This window comes from Verrucomicrobiia bacterium, from assembly GCA_035495615.1.
In the GTDB taxonomy this organism is placed as follows: Bacteria; Omnitrophota; Omnitrophia; order Omnitrophales; family Aquincolibacteriaceae; genus DATJFP01.
This window is the reverse complement of record DATJFP010000036.1, coordinates 50,822-70,970: the sequence shown is the minus strand read 5'-3', so window position 1 is coordinate 70,970 and position 20,149 is coordinate 50,822. Positions and strand designations below refer to the sequence as shown.

13 protein-coding genes are annotated in these 20,149 nt (G+C 59.3%); 1 reads left to right on the top strand and 12 read right to left on the bottom strand.

Annotated features, from left to right (window positions below; translation table 11 throughout):
- Positions 1-5 precede the first annotated feature (5 nt).
- The 10 genes from VL688_04830 to VL688_04785 all read right to left on the bottom strand — a co-directional run bounded on the left by VL688_04830 (position 6) and on the right by VL688_04785 (position 12,503).
- Positions 6-656, bottom strand: coding sequence for an HAD-IA family hydrolase (locus VL688_04830; protein HTL47369.1), 651 nt, complete (start codon positions 654-656; stop codon positions 6-8).
- A 32-nt stretch (positions 657-688) separates the two neighbouring features.
- The gene (locus VL688_04825) at positions 689-1,051 is read right to left on the bottom strand and encodes a response regulator (protein ID HTL47368.1); all 363 of its coding nucleotides are present in this window, start codon (positions 1,049-1,051) and stop codon (positions 689-691) included.
- Between the two features lie 59 nt (positions 1,052-1,110).
- Positions 1,111-4,497: a UvrD-helicase domain-containing protein gene (locus tag VL688_04820; GenBank protein ID HTL47367.1), complete on the bottom strand. Its 3,387-nt coding sequence runs from the start codon at positions 4,495-4,497 to the stop codon at positions 1,111-1,113.
- Complete coding sequence (locus VL688_04815; protein ID HTL47366.1) at positions 4,460-7,687, bottom strand: PD-(D/E)XK nuclease family protein; 3,228 nt, start codon at positions 7,685-7,687, stop codon at positions 4,460-4,462. The genes VL688_04820 and VL688_04815 overlap by 38 nt, the downstream gene beginning before the upstream one ends.
- Before the next feature lie 33 nt (positions 7,688-7,720).
- A complete protein-coding gene (locus VL688_04810; protein ID HTL47365.1) occupies positions 7,721-8,125 on the bottom strand; it encodes a 6-carboxytetrahydropterin synthase in 405 nt (134 codons plus the stop codon).
- A 101-nt stretch (positions 8,126-8,226) separates the two neighbouring features.
- Positions 8,227-8,949, bottom strand: coding sequence for an SDR family oxidoreductase (locus tag VL688_04805; protein ID HTL47364.1), 723 nt, complete (start codon positions 8,947-8,949; stop codon positions 8,227-8,229).
- 76 nt (positions 8,950-9,025) lie between these two features.
- The gene (locus tag VL688_04800; protein HTL47363.1) at positions 9,026-10,213 is read right to left on the bottom strand and encodes a collagen-binding domain-containing protein; all 1,188 of its coding nucleotides are present in this window, start codon (positions 10,211-10,213) and stop codon (positions 9,026-9,028) included.
- 45 nt (positions 10,214-10,258) lie between these two features.
- Positions 10,259-11,518 (bottom strand): collagen-binding domain-containing protein, encoded by a 1,260-nt coding sequence (locus VL688_04795; protein ID HTL47362.1) that lies wholly within the window; start codon positions 11,516-11,518, stop codon positions 10,259-10,261.
- Positions 11,519-11,530: 12 nt separating this feature from the next.
- Complete coding sequence (locus VL688_04790; GenBank protein ID HTL47361.1) at positions 11,531-12,082, bottom strand: prepilin-type N-terminal cleavage/methylation domain-containing protein; 552 nt, start codon at positions 12,080-12,082, stop codon at positions 11,531-11,533.
- A 1-nt stretch (position 12,083) separates the two neighbouring features.
- A complete protein-coding gene (locus tag VL688_04785; protein HTL47360.1) occupies positions 12,084-12,503 on the bottom strand; it encodes a prepilin-type N-terminal cleavage/methylation domain-containing protein in 420 nt (139 codons plus the stop codon).
- Positions 12,504-12,683: 180 nt separating this feature from the next.
- Between VL688_04785 and VL688_04780 the strand changes: the two genes are divergently transcribed.
- Complete coding sequence (locus VL688_04780; protein ID HTL47359.1) at positions 12,684-13,901, top strand: MFS transporter; 1,218 nt, start codon at positions 12,684-12,686, stop codon at positions 13,899-13,901.
- 27 nt (positions 13,902-13,928) lie between these two features.
- On the opposite strand, the gene VL688_04775 is transcribed toward VL688_04780, so the two are convergent.
- On the bottom strand, positions 13,929-15,428 hold the full coding sequence (locus VL688_04775) for a glutamate synthase subunit beta (GenBank protein ID HTL47358.1): 1,500 nt from the start codon (positions 15,426-15,428) through the stop codon (positions 13,929-13,931).
- Positions 15,429-15,431: 3 nt separating this feature from the next.
- Entirely contained in the window at positions 15,432-20,030 is a 4,599-nt protein-coding gene (gene gltB, locus VL688_04770; protein ID HTL47357.1) for a glutamate synthase large subunit, read from the bottom strand.
- Positions 20,031-20,149 lie beyond the last annotated feature (119 nt).

Below are 20,149 nucleotides of genomic sequence, written 5' to 3'. Positions count from 1 at the left end.
TTCCTTTACCAGCTTTTTTTCCGGGCCAGATCGAGCAGCGCTTCGAAGCTTTGGACGAGGTGGTCGGGAGTGAGGGATTTTAACTCATTTTCCGGCACAAATCCATGCGTGATAATCACGGTTTCCACGCCGGCCCGGCGGCCGGTTTCGAAGTCGATGCCGCTGTCCCCGACAAAAAGCGCCGCGGACGGCGGAACCCTTTCCCTGTCGAGCAGTTCCAGAAAGGCCGTGGGATCGGGCTTCTTGGGCTTTCCCGGATCGCCTGTCAGAACCGCGCAAAAATAAGACGCGGTCCCAAGCTGCGCCAGCATGTTTTCGGAAAAAGGATTGGGCTTGTTCGTGAGGACAGCCTGCCTGCGGCCTTTGAAAAATTCGAGGACGTCTTTCGCGCCCGGATACAGGCGCGTGTGGTCCATCATGTGTTCCTCGTAATGGGCGCGAAAAATTTTCGCGCCTCTTTCGAGGGCCTTGGAATCGTCGGTCTTCAAGGTGCGGCGCACCAGCTCGCGCAGCCCGAAGCCCACGCAGCGCTCGACGTCCCGGTCGGCCATGGACGGCGCGCCCATGGATTCCAGCATGTGATTGACGCTGAGGACGATGTCTTTACGCGTGTCCACAAGCGTCCCGTCGAGATCGTAGGCAATGAGTTGTTTCACAGGAGTCATTCGGCGGGCGGAAAGGCCGGGGATCAGCCGATCAATTTCATCAATTCGGTTTCGAGATAACCCAGGCTGAAAGGCTTGAGGATGTAGTTGTGGGCGCCGAGCTTTTTGGCTTTGGCCACCCGGGCTTCGTCGTTGAGCGCGGTGATCATGATGATGTTGATGTCCGCGTGCTTTTTCTTGATCTGCTCCAGGCACTGAAGCCCGTCCATGCCCGGCATCATGAGGTCCAGAAGCACGATGTCCGGCTTGCTCCGTTCGATCTGCTCGATGGCCTCTTCCCCGCTGCCGGCGGCAGCCACTTCCAGGTCCCGCTCACTCAGGAAGTCCTGGAGAAAGAGCCGCACGTCGTCTTCATCATCTACCACGAGGATTTTTTTGCTTTTCATATTCCCTCAATTAAGAACAAAAAGGCGATCCAATTAAATGCTAGCATTTTTTATCATAATTAGACAGGGCTGTCACCCGAAAATTTGGCGGGTTTTACCCTGGTTTCCGGCCCTTTGCCGCTGAATTCCACGATCTCGTCCTGCATGCGGCGGATGAGTTCGCCCGCGTCGTCGAGGTCTCCGGGTTTCCAGTCCAGCCGGTATTCCCAATTATTTTTCAGGAAGTAGAGCGTGCCTGAGGCGGGATAAACCCCGAGGATGCGCCTCACCGCGTGGGCATAAAGCTGGATCTGGATCAGGTAACCCGAGGCCTGCACTTTTTCCTCGTCTCCAACCGCGGTCTTGTAATCCAGCACATGCCAGTCGCCCCGCGCGTCCTGGAAAAGCAGATCGATCACGCCGTGGATCATGCCGTGGCGCTCGTTCAAAATGAACGGCAATTCGCGGTGGATGTTTTTCGCCTGCCGGAGGCGCGCGGCCAGCGGGCTTTTCAGGAAGCGTCCGAGAATGGCACGTGCTTCGTCTTTTTCTTTCTGGCCGGCGCCGGAAAAATAAAAATCCAGGCTCCTTTGCAAAGACGCGGTTTCCGGATTCCTGAAATCCACACGCTCCAGGACCGCGTGCATGGCCGTTCCGAAATCTGCGGCATTCACCGGTTCGTCTTCGGGCTCAATCACATCCATTTTCTCTTCGGGAGCTTCGTCGCGCGTCCCGATTTCGTACATGCGCCAGTAATGCAGCGGCGCTTTCTGATACGCGGCATAAGCCGACACCGGCAGATTCAGCGCGCGCGGAGGAGGAATGTCCGCGGGCGCGAGCCGCGCCAGAATCTCCGATGCTTCTGTCTTGATCTTTGTCAGCTGCGCCGCGGGAACAAGCGCCGCCGGATCCACAGGTTCGAATTCCGGAAAAAGCTGCGTGAGGTCCCTTTTTTCCGCGATGGCCCGGACCGTGCCGCGCCGCGTGCCGTCCTCTTCCAGGACGCGCGCCTCTTCCCAGGGGCACGCCATGACCCACGCCATCCAGGTCGCCATCTCGTCGAAACTCTTGTCCTCGTCGCCTTCCTTGGGCGGTTTGTAAGCGCCGCTCAGCACCAGCTTTTGTTTCGCCCGCGTGGCCGCCACATAAAAAAGCCGCTTCGATTCTTCTTTTTCTCGCCGCTTGCGCGCGTCATACATTTCACGCCAGGACCAGGGCTTCTCGAAGTCCAGCGTCTTCTCGTTGCGCACCTGCAGGCTGTACGCCGCGCGTGACAGCACAAGGATGCGGTTGGATTCCGGCGATCTTTTTTCGCGGCCCAGGTCCGCCGCGAAGACCACGGGAAATTCCAGGCCCTTGGCCTTGTGCACGGTCATGAGACGCACGCCTTCGCCCGTGTCTTCGGATTCAATCTGCGCTTCCGATTCGCGCGCCTCCTGGCCCTGCAGCCGTTTCAAGAGGCGCAGGAACGCGCCCGGCGACAAGGGCTCCACGGTTTCGAATTCACGCGCCAGGTTGATCATTTTTTTGAGGTTGGCGTAGCGCCGCGCGCCGTGCGGATCGGACAGCACCGTCAACTCGTAGGAGGTGCGCGACAAAATGGCGTCCAGAAGCTCGGTGAGCGTGAGCCGGTCTTTCAATGCCAGAAGCTCCGCGGCCAGGCTTTGGAAAAACGCAATTTTGCTTTTCTCCTCTTCGGAAATTTCCGGGATCTCACGGAAGCGCGTGACGCCTTGATAGAGCGGCAGCGCAGCATCCGCGGCCTTGGCATGATGCGACAGCCAAAAAAGCGCGTTGTCCGAAACCTGGAACATCGGAGATCGCAAAACAGCGGCGAGCGGAATGTCCGAAAGCGGATTTTCCAGGAAAGCCAGAAAGCTCATCATGTCGCGGATCTCCGGCTGATGGTAAAAGCCGCCGCCCGAGAGCACGTAATACGGAATACCGCGCGACTTCAAGGCCTGCTCGTAAATCCCGCTTTTGGTCATGGCCTGGGAAAGCACGGCCATGTCCTTGAACGGAACGCCCTGCTCATGGAAGTCGAGAATTTTGTCCGCGATGCGGTCCGCCTCTCTCATGCGCAGGACATCGGCGGGCTCTTCGGTTTCCCCGGGCTTCACGAGAAGGATCTCGGTGCCCGCGGCGGGCTTGGAGGCGGCCTTGCAAATCAACGGGTCGAACGTCACGCCGCCGCCTTCGGCCCATAGACGGCTGAAAAAATGATTCAGGTAATCGAGCACCGGGCCCGCGGTGCGGAAATTTTCCAGCAGCGGGATGCACACCCCTGCCCCATTCTCAAAGGCCTTGGCCTTTTCCAGGAAAAGATGCGGCTCTGCGCCTCGGAAGCCGTAGACGGACTGTTTGTAGTCGCCGACAAGGAACAGGTTGTCCTTGCCCGCGAGCAGCTCGATCAGCTCGAGCTGCAGGTAATCCGTGTCCTGGAATTCGTCCACCAGGATCGCGCGGAATTTTTTGCGGTAGTCTTCCAGCAGCTTGGCGTGCGCCCGGCCCGGCTTCTTGAAAAGACGTGCCGTCTTCATGCCGAGATCGTCGAAATCCAGCAGCCCTTTTTCCTTTTTCGCTTTTTCGTAAGCCTCTTCGAAAGCCAGGGCAAAAGCCTCCAGGCTTTCTTTCCATGGCCGCGCGAACGTATCCAGGCGCAGCGCGAGGAAATCGCCGGCCGCCCTTTTTGCATCCTGCCAGTCGGTCGAGTCCTTCTTGTCGCGCTTGCGCGAAAAAGTCTTCTGCCACTCCTTGAAACGCTCGACCGTGGCCCAATCCCATTCCGAGGCCTCGAAGCGGCCGAACTCCGCGGCCAAAGTATCCTCGCCGAGCCGCTTGAAATTTTCCGCCGGCGACGGAGCCTTCGCGGGCAAAGGCTTTGCCAGGCGCAAAAATTCTTCCAGGCCGCGGCCTTCATGATGCGCCGCGCTCACCATCCTCACCGCGGCTTCACGGACCGTGTCTTCGCCGTAGACGCGCACCAGCTCGAAAAGGCCGGTGCCTTTTTCGCAGCCTGCCTCCAGCAGCTCTTCGAGCGCCTGCTCGCGGAGAAACGCGGCCTCCTCTTCTTCCGTGACGCGGAAATCCGGGTCCACGCCCGCTTCCAAAGGATGTTCGCGCAGCACGCGCGCGGCAAACGTGTGAAAAGTTGAAATGTACGCGGACTCCAGTTCCCGGCGCTCGGACTCGAGGCCCATATCTTCCAGCCTTTTCAGGATGCGGGACTTCATTTCATTGGCCGCTTTGTCCGTGAAAGTCAGCGCCAGAATCTCCGTGACGCGCGCCTGGCCGGAGAGCACATAATGAAGGAAGCGCTCCACGAGCACGCGCGTTTTTCCGGTGCCCGCGCCCGCGGCCACAAGGATGTTCGTCCCGAGCGTCGTGGCCGCGGCTTCCTGCGCGGGCGTCAGCTTGATTTCAGACGGCTTAGCGGTTTTTGGTTTTGGGTCTTTGGCTTTCGGCATTTTTTTCTTTCGGCACGGCGGCAGTTCCGGTCTTCACGGCTTCCGCGGGCGCGGTTTCTTTTTTAATCTCTTCAAGAATCAGAGGCAGTTTCCATTTTTGAATACGGCAGACCGACGGATAGGGGCAATAGTCCGCGCATTCCCGGGGCTTCACCGCGATCTTCATGGCGTCCATGTCCGCGGAAAGCCGACGGATGAAGTCCTGGGTTTTTTCCAGAAACTTTTCATAGGCCTCGCGCGACATGACGAACGGGCGCTTCGAGCCAAGCTCCGGAAAAAGCTCACGGAATTCTTCGAGATAAAAACCGCTCTTCTCCCGCTTTTTAAGCGAGTACAGTTCGGCCCCGGCCAGACGCAGCCCCATGAGCCGCTCGAGCACCAGGGCATATAAAGGAAGCTGCAAAGACGTGCCCAGATCCAGCGCCGCGCGTGAAAACGCGGCCGCGGTTTTGTAATCGATGACCGCCGCGGCTTTCCTGTCCTCATTCACGTCGACGCGGTCGATCTGGCCGCGCACAAGAATGGTTTTGTCCCCGGCCTGGATTTCCAGCGGCGGCAGCGGTCCTTTTTCCTGGTCCCCGAACCCGTGCTCGAAATAACGCGGCACGAGCGGCGAGGCCTCGAGCCGTTCCAATTCTTCGTCGATGAAGAGCTCGAGGATTTCCCCGAGCGCGGCGTATTCCAGCTCGAACTGGTATTTTTTTTCGAAGATGTACGGATGCTCGCGCAGTGCCTGCTGCAGCATTTTCAGGGCGTGTTTCTTTTTCTGCTCCCGCGGCTGGCGCGGATTCGCGGCCCATTCTTTTACCGAATGCTCGAGCACGTAATGCAGGATTTTTCCTCTCACGGCCGCGCGTTCGTTTTCCTCGGGATCGTTCAGCTTCAGCACCTGATGCGCATAATATTTAAAGGAACACTTCGCGTATTCTTCGAGGCGCGAGGCGCTGGTCCGGAAGGCGCGGAAGGCGTCCAACGAACGGATAGCCTCTTCGGTGAGTTCATTCTTCACCTCGTAAAGCGCCTTTTTGATGCGGCCGGCAGCCCTGTCATCGCGTAAAAATTCGTTGGTCAGGTACAAAAGCAGCGGCTCATGCTCGGACGCGTCGCGGGCCGGCACCCAGAGGTCGCCGAGCACCGCCATTTCCAGTTCGCGCGTGTTGACCGCGTCCTGGAGCGCGGGATACGGCCGTGAAAGGCTTTGCTTGTAAACGCGCAGGTCTTCCTCGAAAAGCGAATGCACCTCGCGCACATAATAGGAAGGCATGGCTTCCTTGCCTTCGAGATCCAGCTTCGGATATGTGAGAAAAAGCCGGTAACGCGCGCGCGTCATGGCCACGTAGAACAAATACTTTTCCATGGCCTGGCTTTGCAGCCGCTCTTTCAGCCGGCCCTCGCCTTCAAGGCCGTTGAACAGTCGCCTTTCCCAATCCGAGAGCACGGGATCTTCGCGGATCTGCCGCGGAAATTTCTTTTCCAAAAGTCCCGCGATGAAGACCACCTGGTATTCCTTCTGCCGCGCGAGCGAGATGTTGTAAACCTGGACGCGGTTGCGATCGCGGTCGTGAAGCGAATAAAGATCCAAGTCCACGAGGCGAAAAAAGCGTTCGGCAAAGGCCTCGAATGGCACGACGGCTTCCCCTTCCGGCAGGCGCAGGGAACCTTCGATTTCCTCCAGCAGGGAAAGAAACCGGGCATAGCTTGCCGCGTCACGGCGCACATGCTCTTCGGCGCGGTCTGAGGACTGGAAAATTCCGAATGTTTTTTCAACCGCGCAGACAAGCGCGCGCCGCAGTTCCGCGTAGCTGCGGGCATTCCGCAGCGCATCCTCGGTATCCGCCAGCGCCTTCAATTTTTTTTGCTTGTCCGCGTCAAAGTCCGCGAGGCCCCAGGGCGCCAGCCAGGCCTCACGGCCCCGGAACGCGCCCGCGGCAAGCGCCGCGTGCTCGAGCTGGCCCGCCCACTCATATTTTTTTTCTTCTTCGCCCAGGCGAAGCACATAGGCCGACTTCAGGAATTCCAGAAGGTCCGCGGCCTTCCATCCATCGCTGAAGATCCGCACAAGCCGCGCGATCACCTGCACGAGCGGCGAAAATTTCGTCCTTTCGCGTTCGTGGATTTCCACCGGGATGCCGTAGCGGGAGAAAACCGACCGGATCACGCCTTCGTATTCGCCAATGTGGCGCATGAGGATGGCAAAATCGCTGAAGCGGAAGCCGCCCTGCTTCTGCATGTGCTGGATTGTGCGCGCAATCATCTCCACTTCGCCTTCGATGCCGACGGCCTCGTACACCGTGATCTCTTTCGACGGTTTCATTTTCGCGGCGGGCTTGGCCAGGGAGAAAAGATTTTTTTCCGCGTAACCGAGCGCGCCGGAAAGCCGCGCGAGAGCCGGGGCCTTCATCTCCACGCGCTCAAAACCCATTTTCAAAAGCGTTTCCTCCGTGCCCCGCACGCCTTCGAAAAGGTCCCAGCGTTCCTGCGCCGGATCGAGCGTGAGCGTCACCGTGATCTCGTCCGCCATTTCCGAGAGCTCGTTCAGGAAGGCGGCCTGCAATTCCGAGAAATCGAAAAACCCGTCCAGCCAGACCTTGCGCAGGCGCGGCCGGCGGATCTGACCGGCGGCTTTTCGCTCGAGATAAACCGCGAGCGAATCATGCGGGTCACGCAGGCCGCGCGCCGCGAGCCCGGCCTGGTAAGCCTCGTAGAGCGAAGCCAGCGCTTCGTATTTCGGCCCGAGGTCAGGCTCGAATTTTTTGAGGGCGTCGATCTTCCGGCGGAACGCGGCCGGCGGGATCACCGATTCTTTCAGCTCGGAAATGAAAGACATCATGAGGTTCAGGAATCCGGGGCTGGATTTCACCTCTTCGAAGACGCCGCCTTTTTCTTTCTCGAAAATTTCTTTGAGGATGAGGTAGCGCGTGACGGAGGTCGCTGTGGTTTCGTCGCCGCCCTCGAAAAGCCCGGACAAAAGCCGGGAGAATGTGGTGACGCGGCGGTGGAAAAAGCCGGGAATATCCTTTTGGAGCAGGAGCGAAATCACGCGTTCGGTGTGCTCGGCCGAAGGCAGGATGAAAAAAAGGTCGCTGGCGAGCGGGTCGCGGGATTCGACCAGCGCCTTTTCGAACTCCTCAAGGAGTAAATGGGTTTTTCCCGAGCTCGCGGGGCCCACGAGCAGGATCTTCTTTGACATGGCTCAATTCCCCGGTGAGAAAACTGAAGGAGCCTACGGCTCCTGGTAAACGGCGAATGAATTTTCGGTTTCCCAAAGCGTGACGCGGGAAACGGGGAGATTTAACTTCCGGGCTTCCTTGTAAATCCAGCGGGCCAGCGCTTCGGCCGTGGGATTTTCCGGCATGACGACGATCTCTTCCCCTTTTTGGCGGAGCGTTTCCACGAGAGGGTCCTTGTCGCTCAGGATCATGCGGTGGTCGAGGTGGCCGTCGATCCAGGCGCCGATTTTCGTTTTGATCTCGAAAAAATCCGTGACCATGCCTTTGGCATCGAGCTGAGGGCTCGCGATTTCGATCACGACGCGCCCCGTGTGCCCGTGCAGGCGCGCGCACTTGCCTTGATAGTTGATCAGGCGGTGGCCGTAGCTGAAATGGATTTCCCTTCCGACTGTGAACATTTAATTGCTCCTAATTTAATCATGCTTGCAAACGTTCCCATGCTCGCAATGGGCCGTATGCATTCACACCCGTGGGGACTGTCCCCGTCCATGCCCGCGTGTCAGGCGATGAGGCTCCCTCCATCAACGGGAATGCAGGCGCCAGTGACGTAATCCGTGCCTTCGACCAGAAACCGGACGGCCGCGGCAATGTCCGCGGGCGCGCCGAAACGTTTGGCGAGCGTCCGCTGCGTCACGGCCTTTTTCTGGGCCGCGGTCATGCCGCGCGACGGCAGGATTGGGCCGGGTGCGATGCTGTTGACCTGCACTTCCGGAGCCAGCGCGCGCGCGAGGCCCACGGTTGCGGCCTGCAGCCCCGCTTTGGAAATCGCGTACGGCAGATAATCCGGATGCGGATGAAAAGCCGTCCAATCCACGAGATTGATGATTTTCCCGGATTTCCTTTTTTTCATGGCGAGCCCCAGCTCGCGCGCCAGGAAAAAAGGCGCGGCCAGGTTCACGTTCATGAAATCGTCCCAGTCCTTTTGCCGCACGCGGTCCAGGCGCGTAGGATAAAAAATCGAGGCATTATTAACCAGGACGTCGATCCGTCCGGCCTTGCGAGCCAGCTGCTTCACGAACTTCGAAACGGCCGCGGCCGAAGGAGCACGCGCAAAATCCGCCTGGGCCAGAACAGCCTCGCCTCCGAGCGAACGGATTTCTTTTTGGAGCGCGCGCGCGTGCTGGGCGGAACGGTTGTAGTGAAGGACAATCACCGCGCCCTGCCGGGCCAGATCGAGGGCAATGGCCCGCCCGATCCTCAAAGCCCCGCCCGTGATAAGCACCGTTTTCCCGCGCAATTGCATAAGAAAGAATGATATCGGCTTCTGAAGGGCGGGTCAAGGGAACAGGAAGAGGAGATCAGCTGCCGGAGCTTGAGGTGGTCTGCCAGGCCGCGGTGTTTTCTTCGCGCCAGGAAACCAGGCTGACGCCGTTACTGCCGACGCCGCCGGCGTCGCGCATGGCTTCGTCGTAATGCACGTTGCCGTTGCCGGTCTGTTGGTAGGTATCGGAAACAACGGCGCCATAGAGCTCGCCGTTCCCCGTGTTTTTTACATGGGAAAGAGGCGCATAAATCCCGCCGTAAAAATTACCGTTGCCCGAAAGCTGGACATCATCGGCAGTCGTCACGAAAAGCAAAAAATTCGGAGGCGTATTGGCCTGGGTGGAAATGCCGTTGCCCGCGATCTTGACCGGGCCGTCCACGTAAATGTCCACCGGTCCGGTGGCCTGAAGCGTCGCATTGCCCGTGATGCTGATGGAAGAAAAACGGTAGGTGCCGGCCCCGATGACGCGCGTCGTGTTCCCGCTCAGGGTCAGGGCTCCGAGCGAAGCGCTGTTGCTTGACTGAGTCGGGAAATCTTTCAAAGCCGGGGCCGCGGATTTGACGCCGGTAATGGCCGCGTTTCCCGTGAGGCTGATCACGCTCGCGGGATTTCCGTTCGGCCCGACCTGGGCGTCCCCTTTGATGGTGGCATTGCCGTTGAGAGTCACGGTGCTGGAACCGGTGCTGTTGGTGCCGACGTCGCCATTCGAGGCTTTGTTGGCGCCGCCGTAGGCGCCGACCGTGGAATTGTAGCTGTCGACCGTGGCGTTGCCGGTGAGCTGCAGGCTCTGGTCGGCAAAGACCGCGAAGTCGAACATGTTTTGGGTGCCGATCTCCGCATAAACCGTGATATTGCGCGTCTCGTAGGCACGCGAGGTGGAAACATTGTCCGGCGCGTAACCCCGCGCCACGATGAGCCGGGTATTGGGCGCATTGTCCGGAGTCGTGACCGTGACGTCATAGCCGCCCTGCATCGGGCCGCTCGTCATGGAACTATACGCGGCGCCTTCATAAGTCGTGTCCGTGGCCAGCTGGGTAATGGCCATATCCACGCCCGCTTCCGCCATGTTGAAGGCGACGACTTTGTTTTGATTGCGCTCGGTGGAATTCAGAAAGCTGGTGTTGCGGGAAAAAAGGGCCAGCGAGAAAATGGCCAGCGCCGAGATCAGCCCATAGGCCATGATCAGGATAAAACCGCGCTCATCTTTCAAACTTTTGATCATCGGAGCTCCAAGTACGTGTTTCTATAAAGTGTAGCAGGTCGCGGTTTATCCTCCGCCGTCCGGGCTGCCCGAAGACGTGGTCTGCCACGCCGTCGTGTTCTTTTCCTGCCAGGACTTGACGGTAATAGGGCCGTTCGCGCTTCCGCCCGTGTTCTTCAACGCTTCGTCGTAATGAATGTTGGCGTTGCCCGTCTGATGATACGTTTTGCCGACGAGGCCGCCGAAGATCTGCCCGTTCCCGCTCACGCTCACGTCCGCGTTGGGCGCGTAAACCCCGCCGTAGAAATTCCCGTTACCGGAAATGGCAACGCTGGTCGAGGCTGCGTACAGCAGAAAGTTGGGCGGCAGGTTGCTCGAAGTGGCCACGCCATTACCGCCGATGCTGACAGCGCCGTCGACATAAATCACGACAGGCCCGGTCGGAATGAGTTTGGCCTGACCGGAAATGCTGAGACTCGAATAGTGATACGTGCCCGGCCCCAAATACTGCGTGGTGCTTCCACTCAGGCTCAGCGCTCCGAGATTCGTGGCGTTGCTCGTGATGGGTTCATAATCCCGTTTGTAATCCTCCGAGCCTTTGGTGCCGGTGAGCGTCACGTTGTGGCCGAGGTCGATGACGTTATCCGGATTGGCACCCGGGCCCACCATCACGTCGCCTTTGATCACGGCGTTGCCGTCGATGTTGATGGTGTTCTCGACGCCGACCGTGCTCGAGCCGGTGCTGTCCGTGCCAATATCGCCGTTTTGGCCGGCATTGCCGCCGCCATACGCGCCGAGGCTCGAATCGTAGCTGTCGATCGTGGGGCCGCCGTTGATGTGCATGCCCTCTTTGGAAAAGACCGCAAAATCGAAATAGCTCTGCTGAGTGATCTGCGCGTAAACGGAGATCCCACGGTTCTCCTGAGCCCGCGAAGCGGCGGAATTATCAGGCGCGTATCCCGTAGCCTGAATCAGGCGGATGTCCGGATGCGCGCCGGGCGTCGTCACGGTCACGTCATAGCCGCCCTGCATCGCTCCCGCGGACATGGAAATATAACCGGTTCCGGCGTAGGCCGGGTCCTGCCCGAGCTGGGTCAGCGCAAGGTCCACGGCCGACTCGGCCATGTTGAAGGCCACGACTTTGTTCTGGTTGCGCTCGGTGGCGCTTAGAAAGTTGATGTTCCTCGAAAAAAGCGCCAGCGAGAAAATCGCCATGACCGCGAGAAGGCCGTACACCGTGGTCAGGATAAAGCCTTTCTCCGCCCGGTGCGCGGCGTCTTTGATCCTTGCATACATTTTAGACACGGCATGAAATAGTTTTTTCATAAATGCCTCTTTTCAGGCATTGCGTATTTCCGCCTGACCGGTCACCTGAAGCGGATTAGCCGGGATGACACGGTTGTTGTTCATCGTCCTCTGCACGCTCATGGTCACGGTGACGAGGGTCGGCTGAGCCCCGTTTCCCGCAAAATTGATTCCGACGACGTCGTTGGCGATGACCGTATTCTGGCCTGTGGAAGTCGTACGCAGGATTTGCGTCCCGCCGGTGCCTCCGACCGAATACGTCACGAGCGTCGATCCGTTCCAATTGATTGAAAAGTCCGCGTTTGTCGGGTTGTCCGGGTCCGGAACGCGGAACTGAATGCCCGCTCCCCCATTGGTAATAGTCACGCGGTCTGGAGCGCTGAGCCTGAGCTCCTGGGTCATCTTATAAAGCCCTTCTCTTGCCGAATCGTAAATCGTCATCTGGAGCTGGGACGAATTGGACTGTTCCTGGCCCGCGCGCATCACCGCGAAGATGGAGTAAGCAAGCATGCTCGAAATGCCGACCGTAATCATCATTTCGACCAGCGTAAAGCCGCGGTTGTCGCGTCCCATTTTCAGGTTCATGCTAACTCCTCTGCGTGATCAAAGTCCTAAGCGCCGTGTTCACGTTCCTCCGCCCGTTTTCGAGCCAGCTCACCGACACGGTTACGGTCAGCGGATTCGCGGTGGCGTCCGAGTAAGACACGGTGATCGCTTCGTTCGTCAAATTATTGAAGCCGGCCACGGCCCCGTTGTTGGGATAAACCGCGGTCACGTTTCCGGGGAATGTGCCGCCGACGGACGTGTTGCGCATCTGCTCGATGACGCGGTTTGCGTCCTGCAAGGCGACGGTGTTCTGGAAGGCGGCATTGGAAGCCTGCTGCACGGCGATGTTCGCGGCCACGTAGCCGACGAGAGCCACGAGCACGACAGCCATCGTGATCATCAGCTCGATCAGCGTAAATCCAGATTCCGACGTGACAGGTGATGCCCGTCTCGGTTCCATAACTTTATCCTCTCAAATACGAAATTCCCCAATTAAAGGTTACCCGTCTCCGCACCTTTCTTACAAATCACACAATCCGCTGACGCCCTCTTCCTAAAAGGTAGTTAAGAAGACAGAACCAACGCCCATTCCATACTTTACGGTATTGCGTTTCGGCGAAATCCATGATAGAAAATCTTCATGGGAACGTTTCCTGGACCCCGCACCCGGCTCTGGAGCTGGGCTTTTTACGATTTTGCCAACACCATCTTTTCCGCCACGGTCATCACTTTTTACTTCCCGCTTTACCTTACGTCGCTGACCGGCACGAACCGCTCGCTCGGCATGGCGACCACGGCTTCCATGATCTTCGCCGGCCTTCTCACGCCGCTCGCCGGGGCCCAAAGCGACCAGACCGGCAAGACCAAGGCCTATCTCATGCGGTCGACTTTTCTCTGTGTGGTTTTCTGCGCGTTGCTTTTTTTCACGCGTCCCGTGGGCTGGCTGATGCTTTACTACGCCTGCGCCTGCATTTTCTTCCACGTCTCGCTCGTTTTTTACAATGCGCTGCTGCCGGTCGCGGCGCCCGAGGAAAAACAGGGATTCGCTTCCGGGCTCGGCGTGGGCCTGGGTTATTTCGGCGTGGTCTCCACCCTGCCGTTCATGAACTGGGCCGACCATACTCTCGGAAGGCCCAGCGTGTTCCTCCTTGCCGCGGTGCTTTTTTCCCTCTCGAGCCTGCCGCTTTTTCTTTTCCTGCCCGAAAGGACCGTGGAAAATCCTCAGCCCGTGACGCTCCGGAATTTTTGGGACCCCTGGAAGCAGCTGGCCCGCACCGTTCGCGGCCTGCCGGCAAATCCCAAAGTCCTGCTTTTTCTCGCGGGCAATTTCTTCGTCGTGGACGCGGTCAACAGCACGATCTCGTGGGTTTCCGTGTATCTTCGGGAAGTCTTCCATCTGGGGCAGGGAAAAATGGTGTCGGTCATGATGATCCTGAACGTCTGCGCTTTTTTCGGGGGCGTGATCTCGGGCTTTCTGACCGACAAGCTGGGCGCCATGAAAACTTTTCTGGCTTCCACGGTCGCGCTCGCGTTCATGCTGATCATGATGACGCAGCCGATTCCGCTCCGGATTTTCTCAGTCCTTATCTACACCTGCGGCGCCTTCGCCGTGTCCGGCGTCTGGGCGGCGGGCCGCAAGGCGCTCGTCGATATGGTGCCTTCGCAGAAAATCGGGGAATATTTCGGGCTTTACGGACTTACGACGAAAGTCTCGGTGATCGCGAGCCTGCTCTACAGCCTGGCCTCAGACGCGATCGGAATGCAAAAAGCCATGTGGGTGCTGGTGTTTCCTGCGGCGGTAGGATTTTTTTTCCTGCTTTGGAGTACGCGCATGGCTCCTATGAAAGCGGATTCTTGACGGAAGCGATGCCGGTAAGCGGGTAGGTTAGTTCGCCGGGGAGCTGGCGGGAAGGTCGGAGTAGCCCATCAGGTATTCGTCGACCGAGCGCGCGGCGCCGCGTCCTTCGTTGATGGCCCACACGATGAGGCTTTGGCCGCGGCGCATATCGCCCGCCGCGAAAACGCCCTTGATGTTCGTAGCAAACTTGCCATGCTCGGCCTTCGCGTTCGAACGCTCGTCACGTTCGACCTTCAGGTCCGCGAGCACCGTATCTTCCGGTCCTAAAAACCCCATTGCAAGCAGCACAAGACTTGCCGGCAGGAGTTTTTCCGAGCCCGGGATTTCTTTTGGAATAAAACGGCCTTTGTCGTCCTTGGCCCATTCGACCTTCACGATTTCCAGCTGCTTCACGTTCCCCTTTTCGTCCGGGATGAAACGCCTGGCGGTCACGAGGTACTGGCGCGGGTCGTCGCCGTAGACGGCCTTGGCTTCTTCCTGACCGTAATCGAGCTTGTAGACCTTCGGCCATTCCGGCCACGGATTGTTCGACGCGCGTTCCATCGGCGGCTTGGGAAGGATTTCCAGCTGCACGAGGCTTTTGCATTTGTGGCGCATCGAGGTGCCGACGCAGTCCGTGCCCGTGTCGCCGCCGCCGATCACAATGACGTCTTTGCCTTCGGCGGAAATAAAATCAGCGCTCTGCTTCTTGTCGAGCAGGCTCTTCGTGTTGCGGTGCAGGAACTCCATCGCGAAATGGATGCCCTTCAGGTTACGGCCTTCGATCGGAAGGTCGCGCGGCTTGGTCGCGCCGCCGGCGAGCACCACGGCATCGAAATCCTTCAGGAGCTTTTCCGAGGGATAATTTTTGCCGACTTCGGTGTTGGTGACGAACTGCACGCCTTCAGCCGTCATGAGGTCCACGCGGCGCTGCACGTATTTTTTGTCGAGCTTCATGTTCGGAATCCCGTACATGAGCAGCCCGCCGATGCGGTCCGCGCGCTCGAAGACCGTGACCAGATGCCCGGCCTTGTTGAGCTGCGCCGCGGCCGCGAGGCCCGCGGGTCCGGAACCCACCACGGCGACCTTCTTGCCCGTGCGCTTGGCCGGAGGCTCGGCAACCACCCAGCCTTCTTCAAAGCCTTTGTCGATGATGGAGCATTCGATGTTCTTGATCGTGACCGGCGGCTGGCTGATGCCCACGACGCAGGAGCCTTCGCAGGGCGCGGGACAGACGCGGCCGGTAAATTCGGGAAAATTGTTGGTCTTGTGCAGGCGGTCGAGCGCTTCACGCCACAGGCCGCGGTAGACGAGATCGTTCCACTCAGGAATCAGGTTGTTGACCGGGCATCCGGACGCCATGCCGGAAAGCAGCGTGCCCGTGTGGCAAAAGGGAATGCCGCAGTCCATGCAGCGGGCGCCCTGCTCCTGGAGTTTGGGAACCGCCATGTGCTCGTGAAATTCGCCCCAATCCTTGATGCGGTCCTTCGGATCGCGGTCATGCGGAAGCTGGCGGGGAATTTCGATGAAACCTGTAGGCTTTCCCATGGTCTAATTGCCACCAATGCGAGAAAGGTCGCGCGCATTTTCTTCGAACGCCGCCATGATGGCCTCGTCGCCGCTGAGACCGGCGCCTTTGACGCGTTCGAGAGCCTGCAGGACTCTCTTGTAATCTTTGGGGAGAACCTTCACGAACTTCGGGACCATTTCTTCCCACAGGTTGAGGATCTGCTCGGCGCGCTTGCTTTTCGTGTAATCCGCGTGGCGGCGGATGATGGCGCGCAGCTCTTCGATTTCGTTCGGATCGTTCAGGGATTCCAGTTCCACCATCTGCTTGTTGCAGTTCTGGGGAAACGTGCCCGCGGCGTCCAGCACGTACGCGACGCCGCCCGACATGCCGGCCGCGAAATTGCGGCCCGTGGCGCCGAGCACCACGACCTTACCGCCGGTCATGTATTCGCAGCCGTGATCGCCCACAGATTCGACGACCGCATGGACGCCGCTATTACGCACGCAGAAGCGCTCGCCCGCCATGCCGCGGATGTAAGCTTCGCCCGTCGTGGCGCCATAAAACGCCACGTTTCCGATGATGATGTTTTCTTCGGCCACGAAGGTCGCCTTCTGCGGCGGATACACGATGATGCGGCCGCCCGAAAGGCCCTTGCCCACGTAGTCGTTGGCGTCGCCTTCGAGTTCCAGCGTCATGCCGCGCGGCATGAAAGCCCCGAAACTCTGTCCGGCCGAGCCGGTGAAATGAAGATGGATGGTATTGTCCGGAAGCCCCTGCGGCCCGTGGCGGCGCGTGACTTCGCTGCCGAGGATCGTGCCGACCACGCGGTTCGTGTTACGAATCGGGAGCGTCGCCTTGACGGGTTCCTTCCGCGAAAGCGCGGGCTCGCAGAGATCGAGCAGCACGCGGTTGTCCAGCGCGTTTTCCAGGCCATGGTCCTGCTTCACCTTGCAGTAGCGGCCCACCGAATCCGGCACCTTGGGCTGATAAAGGATCTTCGAGAAATCCAGCCCCTTGGCCTTCCAATGATCCACGGCTTTTTTCGGGTTCAGCCTGTCCGCGCGGCCGATCATTTCGTTCAGCGTGCGGAAGCCGAGCTGGGCCATGATCTCACGCAGTTCCTGCGCGATGAAAAACATGAAATTGACGACGTGCGCCGGATCTCCCGTGAATTTCTTGCGCAGCTCCGGGTCCTGGGTGGCCACGCCGACCGGACACGTGTTCAGATGGCAGACGCGCATCATGATGCAGCCGAGCGCGACGAGCGGCGACGTCGCAAAGCCGAATTCCTCGGCTCCGAGCAGCGCGGCAATGGCCACGTCGCGTCCGGTCTTCAGCTGGCCGTCGGTTTCGACCGCGATGCGGTCGCGGAGATTGTTCAGGACGAGCGTCTGATGCGTTTCGGCAAGCCCCAGCTCCCACGGAATGCCCGCGTGCTTGATGCTGGAAAGCGGCGAAGCGCCCGTGCCGCCGTCGTAGCCGCTGATGAGGACAACGTCCGCGTGCGCCTTGGCGACACCCGCGGCGATCGTACCTACGCCGACTTCAGCGACGAGCTTCACGCTGATGCGCGCGTAGTGGTTCGAGTTTTTGAGGTCATGGATGAGCTCCGCGAGGTCTTCGATGGAATAGATGTCGTGGTGCGGCGGCGGCGAAATAAGGCCCACGCCCGGCGTGGAAAGACGCACTTTCGCGATCCACGGATACACTTTCGTGCCCGGAAGCTGCCCGCCTTCGCCCGGCTTGGCGCCCTGCGCCATTTTGATCTGCAATTCTTTCGCCTGCACGAGGTACTCGCTCGTCACGCCGAAACGGCCTGAAGCCACCTGTTTGATTGCGCTGTTGCGCGAATCGCCGTTCGGGTCCAGCGTGTAACGCGCCGGATCTTCGCCGCCTTCACCTGTGTTGCTTCTGCCGCCGATGCGGTTCATGGCAATGGCGAGGCTTTCATGCGCTTCCTTGCTGATGGAACCGTAGGACATGGCGCCGGTCTTGAAACGCTTCACGATGGTTTCCACGGGCTCGACCTCTTCGAGCGGCACCGGCTTCAAGCCATCCAGATTGAATTCAAGAAGGCCTCGCAGCGTGCAGTAATGCCGGGACTGTTCGTCCACGGACTTGGTGTATTCCTTGAAGACCTTGTAGTCTTTCGTGCGCACGGACTTCTGGAGCTTGTGCACGGTCTCGGGATTGAAGAGATGATATTCACCGTCCTTGCGCCACTGGTATTGGCCGCCCGCGTCGAGCGTCTGGCCGTTCACCTGGCGTTCCGGGAACGCGTGGCGGTGGCGGCGGCGCACTTCTTCGTTGATTTCCTCGATCCCGGCGCCTTCGATGCGGGACGCGGTCCAGGTAAAATACTTGTCCACGACTTCCTTATTAAGGCCGACCGCCTCGAAGATCTGCGCGCCGCAGTAGCTGGCGATGGTCGAGATGCCCATCTTCGACATGGTCTTCACCACGCCCTTGGCCAGCGCCTTGGCGTAATTTTTCACGGCATCTTTGTGCGTGCGGCCCACGAGGATGCCCTGGCGGATGAGGTCATCGAGCGTTTCGAAAGCAAGATACGGGTTCACGGCGCCCACACCATAACCGATCAACAGGGCGAAATGATGCACTTCGCGCGGCTCGCCCGACTCGAGAAGAAGACCGACTTTCGTGCGGGTGCCCTGGCGGATCAGATGATGATGCAATCCGGCGACGGCCAGAAGCGCGGGAATCGGCGCTTTTTTATGGTCGATGCCCCGGTCGCTCAGCACGAGGATGTTCACGTTGTTCTTGATGGCCCGGTCCGCGAGCTGGAACATTTTTGCAAGCGCGGCTTCCAGTGCCTTTCCGCCCTTGTCCGGATTGTAAAGAATCGGCAGCGTCACCGATCTGAAGTCGCGGTGGTTGATCTGGCGCAGCTTCTCGAATTCCTCATTTGTCAGGATCGGGCTGTTCAATTTGATCTGGCGGCAGCTCTTCGGCTCCGGCATGAGGAGATTGCGCTCGGGACCAAGCGTCTGGCCTGTGGATGTCACAATTTCCTCGCGGATGCAGTCGATCGGCGGGTTGGTCACCTGCGCGAACAGCTGCTTGAAGTAGCTGTAAAGAAGCTGCGGCTTGTTGGACAGCACAGCGAGCGGCGTGTCTGTTCCCATCGAACCGACGGGCTCGACGCCGTCGCGCCCCATGGGCGAAATGATGAAGCGCAGGTCTTCGAACGTGAAACCGAACGCCTGCTGGCGGATGAGTACGGTCTTGTGATCCGGCTCGTGCATGGCCGGCGCGTCCGGGAGGTGGTCGAGGCTCACGAGATTGTCGTTCAGCCAAACGCGGTACGGCTGCTCGGTCGCGATTTTATTTTTGATTTCCTCATCCGCGATGATACGGCCCTGCTCGGTGTCGATCAGGAACATGCGGCCGGGCTGGAGCCTGCCCTTCTGGACGATGCGTTCGGCGTCGATGTCGAGCACACCGACTTCGGAGGCCATGACCACGAGGTCGTCTTTGGTCACGTAGTAACGCGAAGGACGCAGGCCGTTTCGGTCGAGCGTGGCGCCGATGCGCGTGCCGTCGGTAAAAGCGACGGAGGCCGGGCCGTCCCAGGGCTCCATCATGGAGGCATGATATTCATAGAAGGCCTTTTTCGCATCGCTCATGGTCTCGTGGCCCGACCAGGGTTCGGGAATCATCATCATCATCGCATGCGGAAGCGAGCGGCCGCCGAGCACCAGAAATTCGAGGCAGTTGTCGAACATGGCCGAGTCGCTGCCGTCGGGCTGGATCACGGGAAGGATTTTCTTCATGTCGTCTTTGAAAAGGTCGGAAGCGCACTGGGCCTGGCGCGCGTGCATCCAGTTGACGTTGCCGCGCAGCGTGTTGATCTCGCCGTTGTGCGCGACGTAGCGGTAGGGGTGCGCGCGGTCCCAGCTCGGAAACGTGTTCGTGCTGAAGCGCGAATGCACGAGGGCAAGCGCGCTTTCCATGGCCGGATGCTCGAGCTCGGGATAAAAGGCGTCCACCTGCTCGGACATGAGCATGCCTTTGTAGGCCATCGTTTTATAGGAAAGGCTGGAAACGTAGAAGTATTCGCCGCCCTTCACGCCGCCGTAGCGGAGCATGTTCTCGGCGCGCTTGCGGATCACGTAGAGTTTGCGCTCGAAGGCCATGTCGTCCTGCAGCTTCGCATTACGTCCGATGAAAAGCTGGCGGACGAACGGTTCACTGGCTTTGGCCGTGGGGCCGAGGGTGCTGTTGTCGGTCGGAACCGTGCGCCAGCCGAGCAGCGTCTGCCCTTCTTCCTTAATAATGTCCTCGACCACTTTTTCGCAGGCCTTGCGCTGTTTGGGATCGGGCGGCAGAAACACCATGCCCACGCCGTATTCCCCGGCCGACGGAAGGCGTATCCCGATGCCGATACAGGCCTCTCTCAAAAAGGTATGCGGAATCTGAAGCAGAATGCCGGCGCCGTCGCCGGTGTTGGTTTCGCAGCCGCAGGCGCCGCGGTGGCGCAGATTCAAAAGAACGGTGAGCGCCTGGCGGACGATTTCGTGGGATTTGCGTCCTTTGACGTTGACGACAAATCCAACGCCGCAGGCGTCGTGTTCGAACTGAGGGTCGTAAAGCCCTTGTTTTGGGGGTCTTTTCGTCATCATGGGTTGTAAGGAGGCCAAATTTTTCCGCACATTCTGGGGTATTTTACGAATCGTGTCAACCGATTGATGCGGGCTTCCGTGCTTTGTCAAAGCGGGGTCTTTGCGCGGCAGGTCCCCTG